Below are 23,792 nucleotides of genomic sequence, written 5' to 3'. Positions count from 1 at the left end.
ATCCTTTGCATGTGCGTGTGAAGTGCAGCTTTTCCGGGCTGCCGTCGCACCGTCATTGCAGTGCGTTGACGCAAATATTAGGGACGACATATGACTGTCATGTGAAGGTTTCAGAATCAGTTTTGACAGCTTCCATAGATCAAACCTTGAGATGAAATTGGCATGAGCACCGCCCGCTACCGAGCTTTTATCGCCGTGGCCCAACAAGGCAGCCTGAGCGCAGCCGCCCGCGCTTTGGGCGTGAGCCAGCCCACGGTCTCCAGCCAGATCGCCACGCTGGAGCGGCAAAGCCAGATCGAACTTTTCCATCGCCAGGGCTACCGGATGACACTCACCGGCGCCGGCCACAAGCTCATGACACTGGCGCAGAAGCTGCTCGTACTGGAGGCGGAAACCGAGTTCTTTCTGCGCGACTCGGGCCAGCTCAACCAGGGCGAGCTCAAGATCGGCGCGGTGGGACCATTTCATGTGATCGAGATGGTGGCGGCCTACAGCGCCCGACATCCCGGCATGAAGCTGTCGATCCGCATGGGCAACTCTCAGCAGGTGCTGCACGATCTGGAGAACTACACCACCGATGTGGCGGTGCTGGCCGGCCTGTATGACAGGCCCGAGCTGCTGGCGCGCGAATATGCGCGCCATGCCATCATCCTGTTTGCCCATATCGACCATCCGCTGGCAAGGCGCGAGCAGGTCGAGCTGGCCGAGCTGCACGGCCTGCCGCTCTTGCTGCGTGAGCAAGGCTCGACCACGCGTACCGCCATCGAAAAAGCGCTGCAGACGGCCGGCGTGAAGCCCCGCACCCAGCTGGAGATCGGCAGCCGCGAAGCCATACGCGAGGCCGTGGCGCGCGGCCTGGGCATCGGTGCCGTGTCCGAGGCCGAATTCATTGCCGACCCGCGCTTTCGGCCCGTGCGCATTGCCGGCGACCCGGCAAGCACCACCACCTACGTCTACTGCATGAAGGAGCGCAGCGAAAGTCTGCTGGTGCGCTCCTTCCTCAAGGCCATTGATGGTGGCGCGCTACCCGACTTGACTGCTGCCCTGCAGAGCGCTCCAAAACCCTTGATCGCCACAACGGCCAAGAAGCTGGCGTAATTCGTCAAACCCTCTGTCCTCCTTGCGCCGAGAATTTTTGACAGCGCTGCTCGGGCAATCAGTTCCCGGCCGGCGACAGTCCTGCAGATTGGCCCCAGACAAAGCACTGTCCGCAGAGCGTTCATAGACGCAGCAGGCAGGCTGCCGGGCAGTCAAAAACAGAGGAGACAAAGATGAAACAAACCATGCCCTGGAAGGCCATTGCCCTTGCTACCGGCCTGAGCCTGAGTGCAGCGACCATGGCGCAGCAAGCGCCCTGGCCCGTCAAGCCCATACGCCTGGTAGTCGGCGGCCCGGCCGGCGGCAATGCCGACTCGCTGGCGCGCCTGCTGGCCGACGGCATGCAAAAGCAGCTGGGCAAGCCGGTGATTGTCGAATCCAAGCCCGGCGCGGCCGGCGTGCTGGCCGTCAACGACCTGCTCGCCAACGGCAAGGATGCCCATACGTTCTTGCTGATCCAGGGCGGCATCGTCAGCGAGACGCCGCTGGCCTACAAAGTCAGCTACCAGCCGTTCAAGGATCTGAAGCCACTGGCCCAGCTCAGCCGCAACGGCCTGGTGCTGATTGCCAACAAGGACTTCCCGGCCAGCAATCTGCAGCAGCTAGCCGACTATGGCAAAAAGCAGTCCGACGGACTGGACTTTGCCTCGTATGCCACGGGCATGCGCGGCCATACCTCGGGTATGCTGCTGGGGCAGTTGCTCAATATCAAGATGAAGCACCTGGGCTACAAGGGCTCTCCCCCGGCGCTCAGCGACCTCATGGGCGGCCATGTGCCGCTGATGATGGACGGGCTCACCACCGCCCTGCCGCTGATCAAGGCCGGCAAGGTCAAGCCGCTGGCCGTGAACTACCCCACGCGCATGGTGCAACTGCCCGATGTACCCACCTTCAAGGAACTTGGCTACCCGCAACTGTCCGAGGTGAGCTGGTTCGGCGTCTGGTCGCGCCCCGATATCCCTGCCGATGTGCAGGCCAGGGTCAGAGAGATTGCGCTGCAGTATTTCAAGCAGCCCCAGATTGAGGCCAGGCTCAGGGACATGGGCATGGAACCCGGCACCGACGCGACCCCGGAAGCGCTGATGAGCGAGCTGCAGAAGGCCTATCAGCGCCAGCAGGCCTTGCTCAAGTCCATTGATTACCAGCCTCAGTAAACAGTTCAGGTGTCCAAAAGGCCGGAGTCACGCCAGATTCCGGCTTTTTTGCAACCGGGTAGCTACAGCTCGCTGCGTCGACCCGCTCCGAGTCGGCACGCAACGGACTGAGACGACACATCAGAAAAGACTTTGCTGCGGCGACAGCAAGGAATGATGGTACTGATTGCAGTCCAGTTGCACACGCTCACGATTCAGCCCAAGCTTGCGGCAGGCCAGTGCAAAGCGTTGCGCCAGCATATCGGCCCAGGCGCCCGTTCCCTTCATGCGCTGGCCAAACCGGCTGTTGTAGGCCTTGCCGTCGGCTCTGCCGGCTTCGCTGATCCCATGCAGGTCTCGCACACGCTCCATCACGCGTTGGGCGCGCTCGGGATAGTGCAGCGTCAGCCATTCATTGAACAGCGGAGCCACTTCCCACGGCAGACGCAGTACTGCATAAAAAGCCTGTCTGGCACCGGCCTCGCTGGCTGCGGCCAGCACCTGCTCCATATCGTCATTCAGGAACGGAATCTGCGGCGCCAGGCTGACGCCTACGGGTATGCCCGCCTCGCTCAGGGTCCGGATCATGCGCAGCCGCCGATGCGGCGCAGCGGCGCGTGGCTCCAACTGCCGGGCCAGCTCGGGCTGCAAGGTGGTCAGCGTCACATAAACGGCCACCAGATGCTGCTGTGCCAGCGGCACCAGCAAATCAAGGTCGCGCTCGATGCCGCTGCCCTTGGTGACGATGGAAAACGGATGCCTGGCCTGCGCCAGAACCTCTATCACGCGGCGCGTCAACCCGACTTCGCGCTCCACAGGCTGGTAGCAGTCCGTGACCGAGCCGAGCATGATGGGGGCCGCCACATGGCTGGACCGGGATAACTCGGCGCGCAGCACCTCGGGCAGGTTCTGCTTGGCAATCAGCCTGGTTTCGAAATCCAGACCCGGCGAATAACCCAGATAGCCATGCGTGGGCCGGGCATAGCAATAGATGCATCCGTGCTCGCATCCTCTATAGGGATTGAGCCCCAGATAAAAAGGCAGATCGGGCGATTCGTGGCGGCTCAGGGCTGATTTGGCCCGCTCCCACTCCAGATGGGTGCCCCAGATCTTGGCCTCCTCACCCACTTCACCTCCTTCATCCTGTTCAGGCTTGCCCCAGCCGTCATCGAAGCCCTGGCGCAGCTCCTGCGCAAACCGGTGCGTGATCTGGCTGGCAGCCCCTCGCCCCTTGATGGGCTGCATCGGCCGCACCGGCACATCGGTCTGAATGGAGTCCAGTCCAGAGGATGAAGAAAGTTTTTGCATAAAACAACTGTACATAAATACAGTTATTCATTGCAAGAAATGGACACTGACCATGGCTACATTCCGGTCAATACAGTGAGAGTTGATTGAGTCGGATTTGGATAAAGAATGACTGCCTCCCTTGTTCAATGCGCATAGCACGCTCCATTAACTAGAGCAAGTTCAAAGTCAATCCGCACCCAGTGGGTGCGAGATGGCTTGGCAGTTTGCGATTCAGCGCCGACAATTCCCCCAATGCACCAAGTTGGTGCTTTTTCACTGAATGCCTTGGCCCGGACAACACCGTTGCCCGGGCTTTTGTCCGTTTGCGCAACGCCAAAGCGCCAACCACACCATCTCGCAAGGGAGTTACTACATGGAGCGCAAGCCCAATATCACTCTGTCCTCCTTGGACCTGGATCGCATTGAATCGCTGCTGGAAAAGAACAACAGCCAGTTCCCCGGCCGTGATGCACTGGAGGCGGAGCTGGACCGTGCGGATGTGCTCGACCCCGCAGAAATACCCGCCAACGTGGTGACGATGAACTCCACCGTGCGCTTCACCATTCTCGAGATCGCCAAGACCAACACGCTGACACTGGTCTACCCCAAGGATATGGATGGCAGCACCGACAAGGTTTCCATCTTTGCGCCGGTGGGCATTGCCCTGCTGGGCCTGTCAGTGGGCGACGAGTTCAAGATGCCCAGCCCTACCGGCCAGGTAACCGTGCGCGTGGATGCCATCGAGTTCCAGCCCGAAAGCGCGGGCGAGCTCCATCGCTGAGCCGGCACACCCAACAAAAAAAGCAGCTCACCGGAGCTGCTTTTTTGTTGCAAGGATCAGACTCAGCGCAAGCCGGCCACCATGGTGGTCAGCAGACCCGCCCCAATCAAGCCTGCCTGCCAGCGCAGGGCCTGACTCCATGACGAAACATGGCGCTCCACCAGTTGATACAGCGCGTAGCCAGCAGTCAGTGAAAGCACAAAGGCAAACGGGATGCCCACCACTGCGGCAGTGACCGAACCGTGCCAGAAATGGTTGACCACCGCATTGACCAGCAGGCAGATCGAAAAGTGAATCAGGAACACCGAGTAGGAAATCTCTCCCAGGCGACGCAGCGGAGCTAGACCCTGCCAGCGAGCAATGGCCTCTGTACGCATGCAGACGATGAGCAGCATCGCAGTCACGCCAGCGAGAAAAATGCGGTCACGCCACTCATAGACCAGCGCGCCGATGATCAGTGCTGCAATCAGCAGGCCCCAGCTCCAGGCCGTCAGGCGCTTGTCTGCCGCCACTGCCCAGAAGGCCATCATGCCGACGCCATAGGCGCCCATGAAATAAATCGCCCAGACATCCAGGTCTGCATCGAGATTGAAGCTCAGCAACGAAGCTGCCGTCCCCACAACCACCAGCCCCTGCATGCCAGTCACAGCCCAGGGCCACCAGCGCTTCATGGCCGTATCGCCCCAGCGTTTCAGCGCCCATTGCTGCAGCCAGCGCACGCCAGCCAGCAGCAGCACGGTCGCGGCGAACAACTGAAAGTCTATGGACACATACCAGACGCCAGCCGACAGTGACTCCTCGCCCACAATGCCCTGCAGCAGCAAAGCATGAGCCATGAGCTGCCATAGATCGGGGTCGGCAGACACGGACTCGTGGTCGAACCAGGGACGAATCGCCGCAGACACCACAATCGTCACCACCAGTGCCACGGCATAAGGCACGACCAGGCGTACAAAGCGCTTGCCGATCTTGGACCAGGGTGAATCAAACCGCGCCAGGCCCATGGGAGCCAGGCTGGCTGCAGCCAGAAAACCGCCGATCACCAGAAAGATCTGTACGGCCATGCGGGCGTACTCATAGAGCCAGTCCAGCAGGTCGGGCATGACGGGGTGAGCTACATCGGACATGGGTCCGTAGAAAGCCAGGTGATGCCAAACGATGGCGGCACAAGCCAGGCCTTTGGTGCAGTCGATCAGCGCGCTGCGGGAATGAGAGGAAATAGAACTTTGAACCATCAGATCACGGCCGCCTGCAGCCCATAGGCTGCCCGGCGGCAGGGTGAGTTTGCCTGGCAACAGGCAACGTAAAAAAGCCGACTTAAAACAGGATGGCGATTTTGCGCCGATTCCCAACAATTTGCTGACAGCGTTGCAAGTTTTACGAAACATATCTGCGCAGGCTTCATGCGCCAAGCATGAAAAAAACAGAGCGATTGCACTCCGGCTTGATTTCCCTGCCCCACTGGAAACCCAGGGCAAAGGCACAATGGAGGCCATGACGCAAGCCAAACCACTGTCGGAGCTGAGCCGACAATTTGTTTCGCATTTCGGCGAGATGGGCAGCCGCTGGGGCATCAATCGCACCGTGGGGCAGATCTATGCCCTGCTGTTCATTTCGCCCGAGCCGCTGAACGCAGACCAGATTGCAGACACGCTGGAATTCTCGCGCTCCAATGTGAGCATGGGGCTCAAGGAGCTGCAGGCCTGGCGGCTGGTTCAACTGCGTCACCAGCCCGGCGACCGGCGCGAATACTTCCAGGCACCCGAGGATGTCTGGGAAATCTTCAAGCGACTGGCCGAAGAGCGACGCCGCCGCGAGATCGAACCCACGCAATCCATGCTGCGTGCTGCCATGATGGAAGAAGCCAGCACCGACGAAGAACGCTACGCCCAGCAGCGCATGCGCGATATGCACGAACTCATCGACAAGCTGATGAGCTGGTTTGACGATGTGCAGCGTCTGTCGCCAGAGACCGCCATGCAGCTCATGGGCATGGGCTCGGCCGTGACGCGACTGCTGGATCTGAAGGACAAGATTACCGGGCGAGGCAAGTCAGGCACACAAGCCTGACTCCGACAACTCAGGTGCTGGCCCTGGGCACCAGCCTGAAGCCCAGATCCACACTGACCTCTCTGACGGCGTCCCCTGCCAGCAATTGCAGCAGCATGCTGGCAGCTTTGCTGCCCACTTCATCTCTGGGTGTGTGGATGGTTGTCAGAGGCGGCACCATCTGATCACTGCCAGGCAGGTCGTTGAACCCCGCGATCGCCACCTGCTGCGGCACCTTGACCCCCATGCGGTTGGCCTCCAGCAACGCGCCTTGTGCAATGTCGTCGTTGCAGAAAAAGATGGCATCCACCGTAGTCTGCGCCTTGAGAAGCGTCTCGAACTGCCTTGCACCCAGCGCCAGCGATGAGCGCTCGGGGTTGAGTATCTCCAGGCTCTGGTCATACAGACCGGCCTGCTTGAGCACCTGCCGATAACCCTCCAGGCGCTGCATGACACGCGCATCGAGCTGGGCTCCGCAAAACGCGATGCGTCTGTATCCCTTGTTCAGCAGATGACGGGTCATTTCAGCGCCAGCTGCAATCTGCGAGAAACCCACGCTGTAGCAATCGGGACCGGTGCCGGGCTCGCGCAACTCCATGAGATGCACGCGCGGCACGGGATTGGCAGCCAGCAGTTTCCGCGATTCTTCGCTGTGGTCGAACCCGGTCAGCAACAAGCCGGCAGGCCGCATGGGCAGATAGGCCCGCAGCAACTGCTCTTCTTCCGCCGGGTCGTAGTGGGTCACGCCGATCAGCATGTGATAGCCCTGGGAAAACAGCACCTTGTGCACCGCCTCCAGGACCTCCACGAACAAGGTGTTGGAGAGCATGGGCACCAGCACCAGTACCTGGGTGCTTTTTTGCGAAGCCAGCGCGCGGGCTGCCAGATCGGGCACATAGCCCAGAGAAGCCGCAACCTCACGCACTTTGTCGACCAGGGCAGCAGCCACTCTGCGCTCTCCGCGCAAGGCTCTGGAGACCGTCATCGGACTCACGCCCGCAGCCTGTGCCACATCGCTGAGGGTGACACGCCCGCTGGCGCGAGATCGCCTTGAAGATGCGCTGTCTGCAGGGGTTTCACTCTTGGTACGGGTCTCGGGAGGCAAGGGAATCTCCTAATCAGATGCCTGAGGTTTCTTGATTATGATAGCGCTATCCAGACTTGAAATGAAGTCTGTGGAAGCAGCTTGATGAAAGCACTGACTTGCCTTCGACCGAGGTCTGAAGCCAATCGCAGAACGCAGCAAGCTGCTCATTTTTTAACCATACCGGATAGCGCTATCCAAAAATGAATCAAAGCAAGATCCAGCCTCCGGGCACCATGTCGGCACTGGTCGTCATGGGCGTTTCCGGCTGTGGCAAATCGAGCGCAGGAGAAGCCATCGCCCGTCAACTGGGGTGGGCCCTGGTGGAAGGAGACAGCTACCACTCCCCCCAGAGCGTGGCCAAGATGCAGGCCGGCATCGCCCTGACGGACGCCGACCGCGAAGGCTGGCTGGAACGCCTGGCGCAGCGACTGGCACAGGCAGATGCCGAACACGGCCTGGTGCTGACCTGCTCGGCGCTCAAGCGCAAGTACCGCGACCAGCTGCGCAGCGCCCAGCAACTGGGTTTTGTGTTTCTCGATCTCGACTACGCCACGGCCCTGGAACGCGTCCAGACCCGACCCGGGCATTTTTTCTCGCCCGACCTGGTGGCCAACCAGTTCACGACGCTGGAAGACCCGCGTCAGGAGCCTGATGTCCTGACCGTCAGCGCCACCATGAACCTCAACGATATCGCGCTCGCGGCCCGGCAATGGGCAAGGCGCGAATCCCAAGCATAAAAAAACAGCAGGAGACAGCCAATGTCTGAAGATCGCAAAGAGGCACAGGGCCGCAAGCCATGGCTCAAGCGCCTGGCCGAAGGCCTGATGGTGCTGGCCCTGGCCGGCATGGTGATTGCCGTTTTCGTCAACGTGGTGCTGCGCTACGTTTTTCACACCAGCATCGTCTCCTATGAGGAGATCTCGCGCCTGCTGTTTGTGTGGCTGGTGGCCATCGGCGCCATCGTGGCGGCTTTTGAAGGCGCCCATCTGGGCTTCGACATGGTGACATCGCGGGTCGGCCCTGCAACCCGCAAAGTCCTTTTCTGGGTCTCGCAGCTGCTGATCGGTGCCTGCATGGCCTTGCTGCTGTGGGGCTCCTGGGAGCAGGTCGTTGCCGGCTGGAGCAGCTACAGCACCGTGCTGGGCTATCCCCTGGCTCTGGGCGCAGCGGCGACGCTGGTGCTGGCCATAGGCATGTTGCTGGTTGTGGTGCGCGACATGTTGCGCGGCACCCCGACAGAGTCTTCTGAAACCAGCGTGGAGTAAGGCGCCATGATCGTCACCCTGATTTTTCTCGCCGTGCTGATAGGCGGCATGGTGATCGGCATGCCGATTGCCCATGCACTGATACTCACCGGCGTCGCCCTGATGTGGCACCTGGACTTTTTCGACACCCAGCTGCTCGCACAGAATCTGCAAGCCGGGTTTGACAACTTCCCGCTGCTGGCCGTGCCCTTCTTCATCCTCGCAGGCGAGCTGATGAATGCCGGCGGCCTGTCGCGCCGCATCATCGATCTGGCCCGCGCCTTTGTCGGTCATATTCCAGGCGGCCTGGGCTATGTAGCCATCGGCGCGGCCGTGCTGCTGGCCTCGATGAGCGGCTCGGCCATTGCCGACACCGCCGCGCTGGCCACCATCTTGCTGCCGATGATGCGCGACCAGAAGTATCCCGACAGCTACAGCGCCGGCCTTCTGGCATCAGGCGGCATCATCGCCCCCATCATTCCGCCCTCGATGCCGTTCGTGATCTACGGCGTCACCACCAACACCTCCATCAGCAAGCTGTTTCTCTCGGGCGTCGTGCCCGGCCTGTTCATGGGCGGCTTTCTGATTGCCGCCTGGTGGTTCATCGCGCGCAAATACCAGCTGACCTCGGGTGAGCGCGTGAGCTGGGGCCTGCGCCTCAAGGCACTGGCCAAGAGCTTCTGGGCCATGATGATGCCGGTCATCATCCTGGGCGGCCTCAAGGGTGGCGTGTTCACGCCGACCGAAGCCGCCGTGGTGGCCGCGGTCTATGCGCTGTTTGTCTCCATGGTGGTCTACAGGGAGATGAGCTGGACCCGACTCTACGAAGTCTTCCTGGGCGCATCCAAGACCACTGCCGTGGTGATGTTCCTCTGCGGTGCGGCCACCGTGACCGCCTACATGATCACGCTCGCCGACCTGCCCAATATGCTGGCCGACAGCTTCTCGGGCCTGCTGGATCAGCCCATGCTCTTCATGGCCGTGATGATGCTCTTCCTGCTCGTGGTCGGTACCGCCATGGATCTGACCCCGACCATCCTGATCTTCGGTCCGGTCTGCGCGCCGCTGGCCGTCAAGGCCGGCATCGATCCGGTGTACTTCGGCTTCATGTTCATCTATGTGGGCTGTATCGGCCTGATCACCCCTCCGGTGGGAACGGTGCAAAACGTGGTGGCGGGCGTGGGCAGGCTGCGCATGGAGACCGTGATCAAGGGCACCAATCCCTTCCTGATGGTCTATGTGCTGCTGGCCGCCCTGTTCGTGCTCTTCCCGCAACTGGTGACCGCGCCACTCAAGTGGATGCACTGAGGGCCAGGCCATGACGATCTCAAGAACTCTCAAATCAATAGCTGCCAACGCTTACCACATAAGCACCAAAGGCCAATTTCACTTCAACCAAAGGGCTCAGACCCAAACAAGCAAGGAGACGGGTATGCGTATCAAATTTGCAGTCGCAGGACTCACGGCAATGCTGCTGGCCGCAGGTGCCGTTCAGGCGCAGGACTTCAAACCCCGCCTGGTGCGGTTCGGCTATGGCCTGGTGGAAGACTCAAACCAGGGCCGAGCAGTGCGCATGTTCGCCAAGGAAGTGGAAAAAGCCAGTGGCGGCAAGATGAAGGTTCGCACCATCGGCAACGCCTCCCTGGGCTCGGACACCCAGATGCAGCAGGCCCTGATCGGCGGAGCCCAGGAAATGATGGTCGGCTCCACCGCCACGCTGGTGGGCCTGTCGCCCGAAATGGCGATCTGGGACACCCCTTTCCTGTTTGCCAGCACCAAGGAAGCCGATGCAGTACTGGACGGCCCCGTGGGAGAGAAGGTCAAGGCCAGCCTGGAGCCCAAGGGCATGGTGGGTCTGGTCTATTGGGAAAACGGCTTTCGCAATCTGACCAACAACAAGCGCCCCATCACCAAGCTGGAAGATCTGCAGGATGTGAAGCTGCGCGTGATGCAGAACAACGTCTTCCTGGACAGCTTCAAGACCCTGGGCGCCAATGCCGTTCCCCTGCCCTTCTCCGAGCTGTTCACGGCGCTGGAAACCAAGGCCGTGGACGGTCAGGAAAACCCCTTCAACACGGTGCTGTCGAGCAAGTTCTATGAAGTGCAGAAGTACCTGACCGTCTCCAACCATGTCTACAGCCCCTGGATCGTGACGGTCAGCAAGAAGTGGTGGGACACGCTGAGCCCTGCCGAGAAGAAGGTGCTGCAGGATGCGGCGATCAAGAGCCGTGAATTCGAGCGCAAGGACACGCGCGAAGAAGCCGCCAAGGCCCTGGCCGAGATCAAGACCAAGGGCATGCAGGTCAACGAATTGCCAGCCGCCGAAGCAGGCCGCATGCGCGACAAGCTCGGCGCCGTCAATGCCGGCATTGCCAAATCCGTGGGTCAAGGCACCTGGGATTCTGTGCAGGCAGCCGTCAAGCAAGCTCGCGCCAAATAAGCCTAAGCGCGCAACCATGGAGCCATGCCCCGGCATGGCTCTGACTCATTCCAAGGCAAGGCCTGCGCCCCAGGCACCGACCTTGCTGCCCAAGGACTTTCATCATGGCACTTCACCCCGTTCTGGACCAGGTGACGCGGCGCATCCAGGAGCGCAGCCGCGCCAGCCGCTCCGACTATCTGGCACAGGTCGATGCCATGTCCGCGCGCCCTCCACAAGTACGCACCATGGGCTGCGCCAATGTCGCCCACGCCTTTGCGGCGCTGCCCGGCACGGACAAGATTCGCATCGTTGAGGAAAAAGGCCCCAATATCGGCATCGTCACGGCCTATAACGATGTGCTCTCAGCCCATGCGCCGTTTGCGCATTACCCCGATATTCTGAAAGACGAGGCCAGGCGCAACGGCGCCACGGCCCAGGTGGCCGGCGGTGTGCCCGCCATGTGCGACGGTGTGACCCAGGGCATGCCGGGCATGGAGCTGAGCCTGTTCAGCCGCGACACGATTGCCATGTCCACCGCCGTGGCTCTCACACATGACACTTTCGATGCGGCCCTGATGCTGGGCGTCTGCGACAAGATCGTTCCCGGCCTGCTCATCGGAGCCCTGCATTTCGGCCACCTGCCCATGGTGTTCGTGCCTGCCGGCCCCATGACTTCGGGCCTGTCCAACAGCGACAAGGCCAAAGTGCGCGAGCAGGCAGCGCAGGGCCTGGTCGGCCGGCAGGAGCTGCTGGCGGCAGAAAATGCGGCCTACCATGACCAGGGTACCTGCACCTTCTACGGCACGGCCAACAGCAATCAGATGCTGCTCGAAGCCATGGGCTTGCATGTTCCCGGCACCGCCTTCATCAACCCCGCTGACGCGGAGCGCGAACTGCTTACACGCGAAGCCATGCGTACCGTGCTGTCCATCACCCGGGGCCGCCGCTTTGCCCCCATAGGGCATGTCGTGGACGAGCGCTGCATCGTCAACGCCATGGTGGCCCTGCTGGCCACTGGCGGCTCCACCAATCACCTGATCCACTGGGTAGCCGTGGCCCGCGCAGCCGGAATCATCATTGACTGGGATGACTTCGAGCAGCTGTCCTCGGTGGTTCCCCTGCTGGCCCGCGTCTACCCCAATGGCAGCGCCGATGTGAATCAGTTCCAGGCCGCAGGCGGCCCCGGCTACGTGATCGCCCAGTTGCTGCAATCTGGTCTCATGCATGGTGACGTACTTACGGTTAGGCCCGAGGGTCTGGCCGCCTTTGGGCGCATCCCGCATGTCGAAAACCGTCAGCTGCAATGGCAGGATGCGGGCATCTCCGGCGATGACACTGTTCTGCGCCCCGCCAGTCGTCCCTTCAGCCCTACGGGCGGATTGAAGCTGCTCAAAGGCAATCTGGGCCGCAGCGTCATCAAGATCAGCGCCGTACCCGAAGATCGCCACGCACTGCGGGCACCGGCATGGGTCTTTGATTCGCAGGATGAGCTGCAGGCGGCCTTCAAATCCGGTGCGCTGGAGCAAGCCTGCCAAACCAATGGCTTCAATGGCGTCGTCTGCGTAGTGCGCTGGCAGGGGCCGCAGGCCAACGGCATGCCCGAGCTGCACAAGCTCACACCTCCGCTGGCCGTTCTGCAAGGCAAGGGCTATGCCGTGGCCCTGGTCACCGACGGCCGCATGAGCGGTGCATCGGGCAAGGTTCCGGCCGCCATCCATGTCAGTCCCGAAGCACTGGCAGGCGGCCCGCTGGCCAAGGTGCAAAGCGGCGACGTCATCGTGCTTGATGCCCCCGCCGGTCTGCTGCATGCCGAGCTGACAGATGCCGAGTGGCAGGCCAGACCGCTGGCCATCATGCCCGCCGAGCTGCAGCAGGCCAATCACCGCGGCCTGGGCCGTGAACTGTTTGCCGGATTCCGGCGCAATGCGCTGAGCGCAGAAGAAGGAGCTTGCACATGGCTGCTCAAATGACCGCCTTGTCCATCATGCAGGATGCACCGGTGATTCCGGTCATCGTGCTGCACAACGTAGAGCATGCCGTTCCCATGGCCAAAGCTCTGCTGGCAGGCGGCATCAGGGTTCTGGAGGTCACGCTGCGCACGCCTCAGGGCCTGGCCTGCATAGAGGCCATCGCCAGGCAGCTGCCCGAGGCCATCGTCGGTGCGGGGACCGTGCGCAATGCGGCCGATGCCGCAGCAGCTGCTCTGGCCGGCGCCAGGTTTGCCGTCAGCCCCGGCTACACCGGCAAGCTGGGCCAGGCCTGCCGCGATCTGGATCTGCCGCTGCTGCCCGGCGTCGCAACCAGCAGCGAAATCATGATGGCTCAGGAAGACGGTTTTACCGAGCTCAAGTTCTTCCCCGCCGTGCAGTCTGGCGGCATCCAGATGCTCAAGGCTTGGCAAGGTCCGTTCGGGGAGCTGCGTTTCTGCCCCACGGGCGGTATTTCGCCCGGCAACGCGGCGGAGTTTCTGGCGCTGTCCAATGTGGTCTGCGTGGGCGGCTCCTGGCTGCTCCCCGCCAGTGCCGTGGAGAGTGGCAACTGGTCACTAATCACCGAGCTGGCCCAGGCCACGCAAGCGTTGAGAAGCTCGCGCACGGCCTGAGCAAGACAAGGCCTCATCCATAAAAAAAGCCCGGTCAGCTCTAAGCCGATCGGGCTTTTCCTCGTCTTGGCGACTCAGGCATCCGGCAGCGACTTGGTTCGCTCCAGAAGCTTGCGACGCGTTGCCTCGTCATCCATCAGCTCGAACCATATCGCATTGAGCACGGCAAAGGCTGCTGCCAGCGGCAGACCCAGCAACCAGGCGAAATACCACATAAGTTTCCTTTCATTCGGCCCATCCAATGCATGGGCCAACAATAATCGAACCGCCCCTCACACAGAAGGAAGAACGCAGCATGGCGTCTGAGGGGCATCCCATCTCAATATGAGTGGCCCTGGCCGGTCACGATGGCTTTCACGTCCACCTTGCCTCGCAGCACCGAGTACACCCAGCTGGTATAGGCCAGGATCAAGGGCAGGAAGATCAGCACGCAAACCAGCATGATGAACAGCACGACATGGCTGGAAGACGAGTCCCAGACCGTCAGACTGAAGCGTGGATCGATGCTGGAGGGCAGGATCATGGGGAACATGGCCGCACCCACGGTCAGGATGATTCCGGCAATCGCCAGGCCGCTTGCCAGCAGCGCCAGCCACTCGCGACGGCTGCGCAAACCGATGGCCACGATCAGCGGCATGAGCAGGCCGATACCGGGCACCAGCCAGAGCAAGGGATAGGACTTGAAGTTGGCCATCCATGCACCGGCCGCCACGGCTGCGGTCTTGTTCAAGGGGTTGGAGGGACCGACGGGGTTGATCTCGCTGGTGATCACATAGCCGTTGATGCCTGTAGCCAGCCACAGGCCGGCGGCCGCAAACAGCACAGTGGTCAGCACGGCAAACCATGTGCCGTACCTGGCCGCGCGGCTGGCGACTTCGCCATCGGTCTTGAACATCAGCCAGGCCGCACCATGCATGAGCAGCATGGACAACGAGACCAGACCGCACAGCAGTGCGAAAGGCGTGAGCAGACCGAAGAAGCTGCCGTCGTAGTAAATGCGCATATCGTCGCCCAGACGAAATGGCACGCCGAGAATCACGTTGCCCACGGCCACGCCGAACAGCAGTGCAGGCACCAGGCCCGTGATGCACAGCACCCAGTCCCAGCGGTTGCGCCAGGCCGCATCTTCATGCTTGCTGCGGAACTTGAACGCCACGGGACGCAGGATCAGCGGCACCAGCACAGCAAACATGGCCAGGTAAAAGCCCGAAAAGGACACGGCATAGAGTTGAGGCCAGGCTGCAAAGATGGCGCCGCCACCCAGAATCAGCCACACCTGATTGCCTTCCCACACGGGGCCAACGGAGTTGATGGCCGTGCGGCGCTCGACATCGGTCTTGGCCGTGGCGCGCAGCAGGCCCATGGCGCCGAGGTCAAAGCCATCGGTGACGGCAAAGCCCACCAGCAGCACGCCGAGCAGCAGCCACCAGATGAGGCGCAGCACGTCATATGAAATAAGTTCATGCAAGATCATTTGGTTGCTCCTCTCAGCTTTGGCCGCGTGCCAGCTTCTTGATCATGGGTTCGTAGAGGCTGAGGTGGGGTTCGCTCTCATGCTCGGGGCCCTTCTTGATGGCCTTGACCATCAGCTTGAGCTCGATAACCAGCAGCACGGTATAGATCAGCACGAAACCGGCAATGGTCAGCAACAGCGTCTTCGCGCCCAGATTGGAAACCGCCATGGCCGTGGGCAGCACGCCCTCAATGATCCAGGGCTGGCGACCCAGCTCGGCCACCACCCAACCGCATTCGGCGGCAATCCAGGGCAGCGGGATCGAGAACACGGCAACCTTGAGCAGCCAGGGGTAGGCATCCAGCCTGTGACGGGCAGCCAGCCAGAAGAAGGTGCCGGTCAGCACGATGAAGAACATGCCCAGGGCAACCATGATGCGGAAGGTCCAGAACAGCGGCCCCACCGGCGGCACGGTATCCATTGCCGCCTGGTGGATCTGCGCTTCGGTCGCCTTGCGGGGATCATCCACATAGCGCATCAGCAGCAGGGCGTAACCCAGGTTGGAGCCATTGTTCTCAAAGCGCAGGCGTGCCTCGGCGGGAATCTCGGCATCGCTCCTTGCCTTGCGAATGGTCTGCAACGCGTCATAGGCGTCGATACCGTTGCGGATATTGCCTTCCGCGCTCTTGACCAATTCGTTGATGCCGGGAATTTGGGTGTCCAGCGAACGCGTACCGATCAGGCCCATGACCCACGGGATGTGCACGGCAAAGTGGGTCTCGCGCGCCTCGCGGTCGGGGAAACCAAAGGCCGTGAAAGAGGCCGGTGCGGGCTCGGTCTCCCACATGGCTTCGATCGACGCCAGCTTCATCTTCTGGTGTTCGGATGACAGATAGCCGGATTCGTCACCCAGCACCACCACCGACAGCGAAGCAGCCAGACCAAAGGATGCGGCCACCGTCATCGAGCGCTTGGCCAGATGAATGTGACGACCCTTGAGAAGATACCAGGCCGAAATGCCCAGCACGAACAGCGAGGCCATGACGTAGCCCGCCGACACCGTGTGCACGAACTTGGCCTGCGCCACGGGATTGGTGAGCACGGCAAAGAAGTCATTCACTTCCATGCGCATGGTCTGGGGGTTGAAAGTCGCCCCCACGGGGTTCTGCATCCAGCCATTGGCGACCAGAATCCACAGCGCCGAGAAGTTGGTGCCTATGGCCATCAGGCAGGTGACGATCAGGTGCTTGACCTTGGAGAGGCGATCCCAGCCAAAGAAGAACAGGCCGACAAAGGTCGCCTCCATGAAGAAGGCCATCAAACCCTCGATCGCCAGCGGCGCACCAAAGATGTCACCCACATAGTGGCTGTAGTAGCTCCAGTTCATGCCGAACTGGAACTCCATCACCACGCCTGTTGCCACACCCATGGCGAAGTTGATGCCGAACAGCACGCCCCAGAACTTGGTCATGTCGCGCCAGATGGCACGTCCGGTCATCACATACACCGTCTCCATGATGGCGACGAGTATGGACAGGCCCAGTGTCAGCGGCACAAACAGAAAGTGGTAGAGCGCCGTTATCGCAAACTGCAGTCGCGATAAATCGACGATATCGAGGTCCATGGTCAGGTCCTTTCTCTCGGTACTTCAAAAATCAATCGGAAAAACATATGTACTGAGGTGCAACAGCACCCAGCGCATCGGGTCGCAGCCTTGCCATCAGCTGCTCAAACTCTGGGGTGCCACGCAGCGCTTGCGCCCTCACCCGTCCTGCCTGCAGATACACAATGCGGTCGGCGAAGCTCGCCTCACGCTGCCAATGCGTGGCAAAAATCAGCGTTCGCGCGCCACTCTCAGCCGCCTGCACCAACCGCTTCAGCACATCGGCAGCAGTGACGGCATCCAGTCCCTCTGTCACCTCATCGAGCAGCCAGCAGCGGTCTGGGCTCAGCAGCAGTCTGGCCAGTGCCAGCCGGCGCGACTGGCCCCCGGACAGACCCATGCCACCTTCACCCAGCATGGTGTCCAGCCCCTGTGGCAGGGCCATGACGTCGCTTCTAAGACCCGCAGCCTGCAGGACGCCCCACAGTTGCTCGTCGTCAGCGGCGGCATCGGCAAGCCTCAGGTTGTTGCGCAGGCTGTCCTGAAAAAGCTCGGTTCTCTGTGTCATCCAGCTGCAACTGCGGGCCTGAACCACGCCTTCGTCCGGCTGAAGCTCACCCGCCATCAAATGCAGCAAGCTGGTCTTGCCTGCACCGCTGCTGCCGATCAGCGCCACGCGCTCGCCCTGGCGCACGTTCAGGTCTATCGGACCCAATTGACGAAGCCGGACAGCCTGCAGGCTGACGGCCAGCTTCTGCTCGGGCTGCTGCGGCTTCCCTGCCACTTCGGCCTTGGCCGCCAGCGGGGGAGCCAGCCTGCGCAGCGCCAGCCACGTACGCCCGGCCTGCTCTGCCCCTCTGCGCAGAGCGGCAAACGGCTCCATTGCCGACAGTGCCATCAAAATACCCAGAGCGGCAACCGGCGCGTTGATACGGCCCTGCTCCATCAACCAGGCCATCAGCAGCACGGATACGCTCAAGGTAATGGCAGACACCGCGCCATAAGCCTGGGCGGCAGCCGCTTCGGATTGATAAAGCCGCTCATCGGCCTGGGCACAGCGCGCATCGCTGTGCAGCACTTGCTGCACCTGGGCAGGCAACTGGCCTGCCATCAGCAGCTCGGTCTGGCCTGCAACCAGATCCACGGTCTGGGCACGCATGGTCTCCAGTGCCATGGCACGGCGTACGGCGGCCTTGCGGCTGCGCAAACCATGCCACAGGGCAATGCCCCAGCCAGCCAGCAGCAGCCACGCAAGGGTCAACAGGCCCAGCCACCAGCGCATGAATCCGTAGGCCAGAGCCGCCAGCAAGGCCGCGCCCAGCGCCGCTACGGCAGGCACCAGCAGGCGCAGATAAAGATTGTCCAGGGCGTCCACATCGGAGGTCAGACGCTGCAACAGCCTTGCCGGGCGCTGCAGCAGCAGGCGGGCGCCCTGCGGGCGGGCCCAGCTCAGAAACAGTCTCTGGCGCAAAGCGGCCAGCACGGCCAGCGTGGCATCGTGGGTCACCAGGCGCTCGGCATAACGGGCGCCGGTTCGGCCCACAGCCAGCAGACGAATGCCGGCCGACGGCATGAACACATCGAACACCAAGGCTGTGGCTGGCACCAGCCCGGCCAGGGCCGTGGCCGTGATGAACCAGCCCGACAAGCCCAGCAAAGCCATGCCCATCAGCACAGTGAGCGCAGCCAGGGCGGCACCGCCCAGCCAGAGATTGCGCGGCGCCATCTGGCCCAGCAGCTTCAGCATCTCGCACATTGAAATGGCTCGCATCTTCATGGCTGCGGCTCCTGCACTCGTCGCAGCAGCGGCAGTTCGATCACACGATCCATGGCAGCGGCCAGTTGCGCATCGTGGGTGGCGACCAGCATGGTGCGCCCCCTGGCCAGATGGCGCAGAGACTGCGTGATCTGGGTCGCTGTCTCAGGATCCAGATGAGCGGTAGGTTCATCGACCAGCAACAGTCCCGCCTGTGTCTGCGCGGCCATGCGCGCCAGAGCTAGCCTCACCACCTCGCCACCGGAAAGTCCTGCACCGCCCTCACCCAGGCTTGCGCCGGGGCGATGCGCCAGGGTCTCATCAAGTGCTGCCTGCTGCGTAGCTTCGGCAACCTGCTCGGGCCCTACATAGCTGCGCCCGAGCGCAATATTGCGCGCGGCCGAGCCGGCAAAGACATGGGGCTGCTGTCCAAGCCAGGCCATGCGCTGGCGCAGCTGCGTTGCGCTGCCGGCCTCAAGCGTCTGCCGGTCGACTTCGATACGGCCTTGCTGCACTGGCAAGAGGCCGGCAATTTGCGCCAGCAGCACGGACTTGCCGCTGCCGCTGGGACTCCACAGCGCCACATGCTCTCCGGCCTCTAGCTGCAAAGACAGGGGGGCGAGCCGGGAGTCGCTGCCCGGCGCCTGAACCTCAAGGTCGGCAATGCAGACAGACACAGGGCGGACAGGCGATAGAGATGCTTTTCCCGGAAGCACCGGATCGATGACATGCTGTGCACCGACAATCTGCACGGACTGAGCCTGCATGCTCTGCAAGGTCTGCAGTGCTGCCTCGCCGGCGGCCCTGTCATGCCAGACGGCCGAGAGATCGCGCAGCGGATCGAAGAATGCCGGTGCCAGCAGCAGCACGAACATGGCCTGACCCAGACCGAGCTTGCTGCCCCAGGCGCCGAAATTCAGCGTACCCAGCAGGTGAAAGCCTATGTAGACGGCCACCATGGCCACGCCCAGCGCCGAGAAAAGCTCCAGCACCGCAGAAGACAGAAAGGCAATGCGCAGCACGCGCATGGTGCGGGTGCGCAGGTCTTCGGCATGGTCACGCAATCGCTGGCCCGTCAGCTCCACGGCATGCAGAGCACGCAGCGTGCTCAGGCCGCGCAGGCGGTCCAGCAAGAAAGCGTTCATATGTCCGAGCTGCAGCATCTGCTCTTCGCTAGCCGCCTTGGCACGCCAGCCCACGATCGCCATGAAGAGCGGTATCAGCGGCGCGGCAACCATCAAAATTAGAGCCGCTACCCATGACTGCAAGGCCACGGCAGCCAGAATCACCAATGGCAGCAGACGCACACGCCACATCGCGCTTTGGTAACGCGCCAGCCACGGAACAATGGCCTCGGCCTGCTCGGCCATGGCGCTGGCGGCCTGACCCGAGGCCGGTCGGCTTTTGTCCAGCGGCGATGTCTGAGCCAGCGACTGCGCCACCTGGGCGCGCAAGCTGCTCAGCTGCGCGCGCGCAGCACGGTTGGCCAGCATGCCACCATGACCTTCTGCCCAGGCTCGCAGCAAGCCCAGTAACAACACGCCAGCCGCCATGGGCCAGACGGCCGCCATGCCCCGACCGTTGGCCATGAGTTGCACAGCCCAGGCCAGCAAGGCTGCCTGTGGCAGCCATATCAGCCCGGCAAACACCTGCCACACAGCACCCGCGCTGGGGCGACGGATGACGCTCGCCAACTCGGCATGTGCTGTATCGGTCCGATTGTCGATGGGGGAAGAAGGGGTGTGCTGCATTTCTCAATTTTCAGTATTTACTGAAATTAACGGAATACTACTCTTCTTTTGACAATCATCATGACTTGATATGCAAAAGCCAATTGCAGGACCAGGCCTACATTGATACGCATCAACTCCGAAGCGATTTGACAAGGGTTAACCCTCGCAAAAGTCGTGCTTGAGCAACATCAAGCAAGTAAGCCGCCCATAAAAAACGGCGTCCGAGGACGCCGTTGGCACAGAAGATAGTGAACTGCCTCAGGCAACCAGCAGGCTTGCCTTGGCGTCGGCGTACTCACGCTTGAGGCGAGCCACGAGCTCCGCCGTGGACTGCACCTTGTCAATGACACCGATACCCTGGCCGCAGCCCCAGATATCCTTCCAGGCCTTTTGCGCACCGCCGCCAAAGTTCATCTTGCTGGGGTCGGATTCGGGCAGGTTTTCCGGATCCAGACCGGCCGCACGAATCGAAGGCGCCAGATAGTTGCCATGCACGCCTGTGAACAGATTGCTGTAGACCACGTCGTCGGAGCTGCCTTCGACAATCGCCTGCTTGTAGGCTTCAACGGCGCGCGCCTCGTCGGTCGCAATGAAGGCCGATCCGATATAGGCAAAGTCCGCCCCCATGGCCTGGGCCGCCAGAATAGAGCCACCCGTGGCAATCGAGCCGGACAGCGCCAGAGGGCCGTCAAACCATTGGCGAATTTCCTGCACCAGGGCAAACGGACTCTTCACACCCGCATGGCCGCCAGCACCGGCTGCCACGGCGATCAGGCCATCGGCACCTTTTTCAATGGCCTTGCGCGCAAACTTGTTGTTGATGATGTCGTGCAGCACCACACCGCCCCAGCTATGCACAGCCTGATTCACATCTTCACGCGCGCCCAGGCTGGTGATGATGATGGGCACCTTGTACTTGGCGCAGACCTGCATGTCGTGCTCAAGACGGTCATTGCTCTTGTGCACGATCTGATTGATGGCGAATGGTGCCGAAGGACGATCGGGATGGGCCTTGTCCCAGGCCGCCAGAGTCTCGGTGATCTCTGCCAGCCAGTCCTCCAGTTGCTCGGCAGGACGGGCATTGAGAGAAGGCATGGAGCCGACAATACCGGCCTTGCACTGCTCAATGACAAGCTTGGGATTGCTGATGATGAAAAGCGGCGAGCCGATGACAGGCAAAGCCAGCTTTTTGAGGGCGGGTGGCAGCTTGGACATGTGTTGTCTCCTTCTTCGTTTTATAAATAAAAAAGGGCTGTAGCGTTTGTTCCAAATACGCAAGCAGCTCTTATTTCAGAAGCAGTTCGAAGGGCGGCTCACCGTTTGCATGTGCCGACGGTGAAGCCGTCCGACTGGCCTTTGGCCAGTTTCGCCTGCCATGGCGCCACTCCCTGTCCCCAGGGCAACAGTTTTTGCCTTCTCTGTGTACGGAGGAGCATCGTGATGGGAGCGGCCGCAAAAAAGGCCTGAACGCGGTGCTGCGTCAGGCCTTGGTTTCTTACTGTGTCACACGCCCGGCGGCATTGACGATGGACAGGTCCACATATTTGGATCCCACTTGCCCGGGCTTGAAGTTCACCCAGTAGCCGCCCAGGTCATAAGACTCCAGCCCGCGCAAGGCAGCACTCATTTTTTCCGGCGTCACCGGCTGGCTGCGACGCATGGCCTCAACGATGACTTTGGCATTCACAAAGCCTTCCATCATGGCAAAGCTCACCGGAACGTCCAGGGACTTGCCTGCAGCAATCGTCGCGTCGCGAAACTCCTTGTTGAGCTTGCCCGATACCTTGTAGGGACTGGGAACCACCTGGGCAATCGACAGACCGCTCATGTACTCCACAGGCAGGCGCTTGGCCAACTGCTCGATATCGGCCTCGGCCGTGGCATAGACCTGAGCGGTACCGCCCTCCATGCGATATGCCTCGACAAATGCCGCCGTGGCAGGGCTGGAAGCCACCAACAGAATGGCCTGAGGCGAAGTCTTCGCGGTCTGCAGCTCCCGCACAGCCTTGTCCGTGCCACCTCGGCTCTTGAGCATGGCCGATGCCACCAGCTTGGCCCCGCTGGGGTTCACGGCCTTGGTCACCAAGGCCGTCAGCTCCTGCGCATCGGGACGCTCCTCGAACACCAACGCCAACCGCGTAATGCCTACGGTGGCCAGGTGGGTGGAAATCTTTGCGACCTGCTCGGCAAGCCCTGCACGCGTGGAGAACATCTGGGGCGATGCCAGCACACGGGTGTCCGTGCTCTGATAACCCACCAGTGGAATCTGCGAGCCATCCAGAGCCTTGCTCTCCAGCAAGGCCGAGAGATTGCGATTGCCGAAATAGCCTGCCAGCACCACGGGCTTGGATTCGCTCAGCAGCTTGCGCGTCTTGGTCACGGTCTCTTCAGGGTGGCCTACATCATCGAGCACAGCCAACTCCACAGGTTGGCCCTGCACGCCACCGGCCTTGTTGACCTGGTCAAAGTACAGACGCATGCCCTGCGCATAGGCCCGCCCCTGACTGGCTTCAGCCCCTGACATCGGGGCCACCTGCCCAACCGTCCAGGCCTGCGCCACCAAAGCAGCACCTGCACACATCGCGACCAAACCGGCTCGCGCCAACACCCAATGCTTGCGATTCATTCAGAGTCTCCCTCTCCATCAATGCAGTGGGTCTGAAGCGCCCATGCAGCTGCCGAATTATTGTTGATGACCTGACCTGTACGAGCCAGGCGCCCATGGAAAAAGAGGGGCTTGAAGCCCCTCTTTTGATGTGCGCCAAATTACAGCGCGTTGACCAGTTCGGGCACGGCCGTGAACAGATCGGCTTCCAGACCGTAATCGGCCACCGAGAAGATCGGTGCCTCGGGGTCCTTGTTGATCGCCACGATCACCTTCGAGTCCTTCATACCCGCCAGATGCTGGATCGCACCCGAGATGCCGCAGGCAATGTACAGCTGGGGCGCCACGATCTTGCCCGTCTGGCCCACTTGCAGGTCGTTGGGCGCGTAGCCCGCATCCACCGCAGCGCGCGACGCGCCGATGGCCGCACCCAGCTTGTCGGCCAGGGGGGTGATCACTTCGGTGAACTTCTCGGCCGAGCCCAGAGCACGGCCGCCGGAGACGATGATCTTCGCTGCCGTCAGTTCGGGACGGTCGCTCTTGGTCACTTCGCGGCCCACAAAGGCGCTCTTGCCGCTGTCGGCCACGGCAGCCGCCGTTTCCACCGCCGCCGAGCCGCCAGTGGCAGCTGCTGCGTCAAAGCCCGTGGTACGCACGGTGATGACCTTGACGGCATCGGCGGACTGCACGGTGGCGATGGCGTTGCCCGCGTAGATGGGGCGCTCGAAGGTGTCGGCGGAGTCGACCTTGGTGATGTCGCTGATCTGGGCCACATCCAGCTTGGCGGCCACGCGAGGAGCCACGTTCTTGCCCGAGGCGGTCGAGGGGAACAGGATGTGGCTGTAGTTGCCAGCAAGTGCCAGCACCTGGGCCGCCACGTTCTCGGCCAGGCCGTCCTTGAGGCTGGCGCCGTCGGCGTGGATGACCTTGGAGACA

The 23,792-nt window shown here is 61.7% G+C and carries 21 protein-coding genes; 10 read left to right on the top strand and 11 right to left on the bottom strand.

What is annotated here, in order from left to right; translation table 11 throughout:
* The first annotated feature begins 162 nt into the window (after nucleotides 1-162).
* Nucleotides 163-1,098, top strand: coding sequence for a LysR substrate-binding domain-containing protein (locus tag CTATCC11996_RS07610; protein ID WP_003074797.1), 936 nt, complete (start codon nucleotides 163-165; stop codon nucleotides 1,096-1,098).
* A gap of 173 nt (nucleotides 1,099-1,271) precedes the next feature.
* Nucleotides 1,272-2,252, top strand: a complete 981-nt coding sequence (locus CTATCC11996_RS07605) for a Bug family tripartite tricarboxylate transporter substrate binding protein (RefSeq protein WP_003074795.1) — start codon at nucleotides 1,272-1,274, stop codon at nucleotides 2,250-2,252.
* Between the two features lie 120 nt (nucleotides 2,253-2,372).
* Here CTATCC11996_RS07605 and CTATCC11996_RS07600 read toward each other — a convergent pair whose 3' ends face one another.
* Nucleotides 2,373-3,539: a PA0069 family radical SAM protein gene (locus CTATCC11996_RS07600; protein WP_042438410.1), complete on the bottom strand. Its 1,167-nt coding sequence runs from the start codon at nucleotides 3,537-3,539 to the stop codon at nucleotides 2,373-2,375.
* Between the two features lie 355 nt (nucleotides 3,540-3,894).
* On the opposite strand from CTATCC11996_RS07600, the gene rnk reads away from it, so the two are divergent.
* The gene (gene rnk, locus CTATCC11996_RS07595) at nucleotides 3,895-4,302 is read left to right on the top strand and encodes a nucleoside diphosphate kinase regulator (RefSeq protein ID WP_003074792.1); all 408 of its coding nucleotides are present in this window, start codon (nucleotides 3,895-3,897) and stop codon (nucleotides 4,300-4,302) included.
* A 62-nt stretch (nucleotides 4,303-4,364) separates the two neighbouring features.
* Here the strand turns inward: rnk and CTATCC11996_RS07590 are convergent, their stop codons facing one another.
* Nucleotides 4,365-5,537: an acyltransferase family protein gene (locus tag CTATCC11996_RS07590; protein ID WP_003074789.1), complete on the bottom strand. Its 1,173-nt coding sequence runs from the start codon at nucleotides 5,535-5,537 to the stop codon at nucleotides 4,365-4,367.
* Nucleotides 5,538-5,787: 250 nt separating this feature from the next.
* Between CTATCC11996_RS07590 and CTATCC11996_RS07585 the strand changes: the two genes are divergently transcribed.
* Complete coding sequence (locus CTATCC11996_RS07585) at nucleotides 5,788-6,372, top strand: GbsR/MarR family transcriptional regulator (protein WP_003074786.1); 585 nt, start codon at nucleotides 5,788-5,790, stop codon at nucleotides 6,370-6,372.
* Nucleotides 6,373-6,382: 10 nt separating this feature from the next.
* Here the strand turns inward: CTATCC11996_RS07585 and gntR are convergent, their stop codons facing one another.
* Complete coding sequence (gntR, locus tag CTATCC11996_RS07580) at nucleotides 6,383-7,456, bottom strand: HTH-type transcriptional regulator GntR (RefSeq protein ID WP_034348419.1); 1,074 nt, start codon at nucleotides 7,454-7,456, stop codon at nucleotides 6,383-6,385.
* A gap of 182 nt (nucleotides 7,457-7,638) precedes the next feature.
* On the opposite strand from gntR, the gene CTATCC11996_RS07575 reads away from it, so the two are divergent.
* The 6 genes from CTATCC11996_RS07575 (at nucleotide 7,639) to eda (ending at nucleotide 13,706) form a co-directional block, all read left to right on the top strand.
* The gene (locus CTATCC11996_RS07575; RefSeq protein WP_003074781.1) at nucleotides 7,639-8,175 is read left to right on the top strand and encodes a gluconokinase; all 537 of its coding nucleotides are present in this window, start codon (nucleotides 7,639-7,641) and stop codon (nucleotides 8,173-8,175) included.
* Nucleotides 8,176-8,196: 21 nt separating this feature from the next.
* Nucleotides 8,197-8,703, top strand: coding sequence for a TRAP transporter small permease (locus tag CTATCC11996_RS07570; RefSeq protein ID WP_003074778.1), 507 nt, complete (start codon nucleotides 8,197-8,199; stop codon nucleotides 8,701-8,703).
* A gap of 6 nt (nucleotides 8,704-8,709) precedes the next feature.
* Nucleotides 8,710-9,990: a TRAP transporter large permease gene (locus CTATCC11996_RS07565; RefSeq protein ID WP_003074776.1), complete on the top strand. Its 1,281-nt coding sequence runs from the start codon at nucleotides 8,710-8,712 to the stop codon at nucleotides 9,988-9,990.
* A 124-nt stretch (nucleotides 9,991-10,114) separates the two neighbouring features.
* Nucleotides 10,115-11,122 (top strand): TRAP transporter substrate-binding protein, encoded by a 1,008-nt coding sequence (locus CTATCC11996_RS07560; protein WP_003074774.1) that lies wholly within the window; start codon nucleotides 10,115-10,117, stop codon nucleotides 11,120-11,122.
* A 104-nt stretch (nucleotides 11,123-11,226) separates the two neighbouring features.
* Nucleotides 11,227-13,074 (top strand): phosphogluconate dehydratase, encoded by a 1,848-nt coding sequence (edd, locus tag CTATCC11996_RS07555; RefSeq protein WP_003074773.1) that lies wholly within the window; start codon nucleotides 11,227-11,229, stop codon nucleotides 13,072-13,074.
* Nucleotides 13,059-13,706 (top strand): bifunctional 4-hydroxy-2-oxoglutarate aldolase/2-dehydro-3-deoxy-phosphogluconate aldolase, encoded by a 648-nt coding sequence (gene eda / locus CTATCC11996_RS07550; RefSeq protein ID WP_003074771.1) that lies wholly within the window; start codon nucleotides 13,059-13,061, stop codon nucleotides 13,704-13,706. Before edd ends, eda begins: the two co-directional genes overlap by 16 nt.
* A gap of 74 nt (nucleotides 13,707-13,780) precedes the next feature.
* On the opposite strand, the gene cydX is transcribed toward eda, so the two are convergent.
* From cydX to CTATCC11996_RS07510, 8 genes are all read right to left on the bottom strand, one after another.
* Entirely contained in the window at nucleotides 13,781-13,921 is a 141-nt protein-coding gene (gene cydX, locus CTATCC11996_RS07545) for a cytochrome bd-I oxidase subunit CydX (RefSeq protein WP_003053063.1), read from the bottom strand.
* A gap of 104 nt (nucleotides 13,922-14,025) precedes the next feature.
* Entirely contained in the window at nucleotides 14,026-15,180 is a 1,155-nt protein-coding gene (gene cydB, locus CTATCC11996_RS07540; RefSeq protein ID WP_003065741.1) for a cytochrome d ubiquinol oxidase subunit II, read from the bottom strand.
* 13 nt (nucleotides 15,181-15,193) lie between these two features.
* On the bottom strand, nucleotides 15,194-16,783 hold the full coding sequence (locus tag CTATCC11996_RS07535) for a cytochrome ubiquinol oxidase subunit I (RefSeq protein WP_003074769.1): 1,590 nt from the start codon (nucleotides 16,781-16,783) through the stop codon (nucleotides 15,194-15,196).
* 31 nt (nucleotides 16,784-16,814) lie between these two features.
* Complete coding sequence (locus tag CTATCC11996_RS07530; RefSeq protein ID WP_003074767.1) at nucleotides 16,815-18,539, bottom strand: amino acid ABC transporter ATP-binding/permease protein; 1,725 nt, start codon at nucleotides 18,537-18,539, stop codon at nucleotides 16,815-16,817.
* Nucleotides 18,536-20,269 carry a thiol reductant ABC exporter subunit CydD gene (cydD, locus tag CTATCC11996_RS07525; protein ID WP_003074766.1) on the bottom strand — a complete coding sequence of 578 codons (1,734 nt, stop codon included), beginning with the start codon at nucleotides 20,267-20,269 and terminating at the stop codon, nucleotides 18,536-18,538. Before cydD ends, CTATCC11996_RS07530 begins: the two co-directional genes overlap by 4 nt.
* Before the next feature lie 240 nt (nucleotides 20,270-20,509).
* Entirely contained in the window at nucleotides 20,510-21,466 is a 957-nt protein-coding gene (locus CTATCC11996_RS07520) for an NAD(P)H-dependent flavin oxidoreductase (protein ID WP_003074763.1), read from the bottom strand.
* Nucleotides 21,467-21,746: 280 nt separating this feature from the next.
* Nucleotides 21,747-22,877: an ABC transporter substrate-binding protein gene (locus CTATCC11996_RS07515; RefSeq protein WP_003074760.1), complete on the bottom strand. Its 1,131-nt coding sequence runs from the start codon at nucleotides 22,875-22,877 to the stop codon at nucleotides 21,747-21,749.
* 140 nt (nucleotides 22,878-23,017) lie between these two features.
* On the bottom strand, nucleotides 23,018-23,792 hold a 775-nt coding region (locus CTATCC11996_RS07510), incomplete at its 5' end, for an electron transfer flavoprotein subunit alpha/FixB family protein (RefSeq protein ID WP_003074758.1).

This window comes from Comamonas testosteroni ATCC 11996 (genome assembly GCF_000241525.1).
GTDB lineage: Bacteria > Pseudomonadota > Gammaproteobacteria > Burkholderiales > Burkholderiaceae_C > Comamonas > Comamonas testosteroni.
This window is presented reverse-complemented; position numbering and strand designations above follow the sequence as displayed.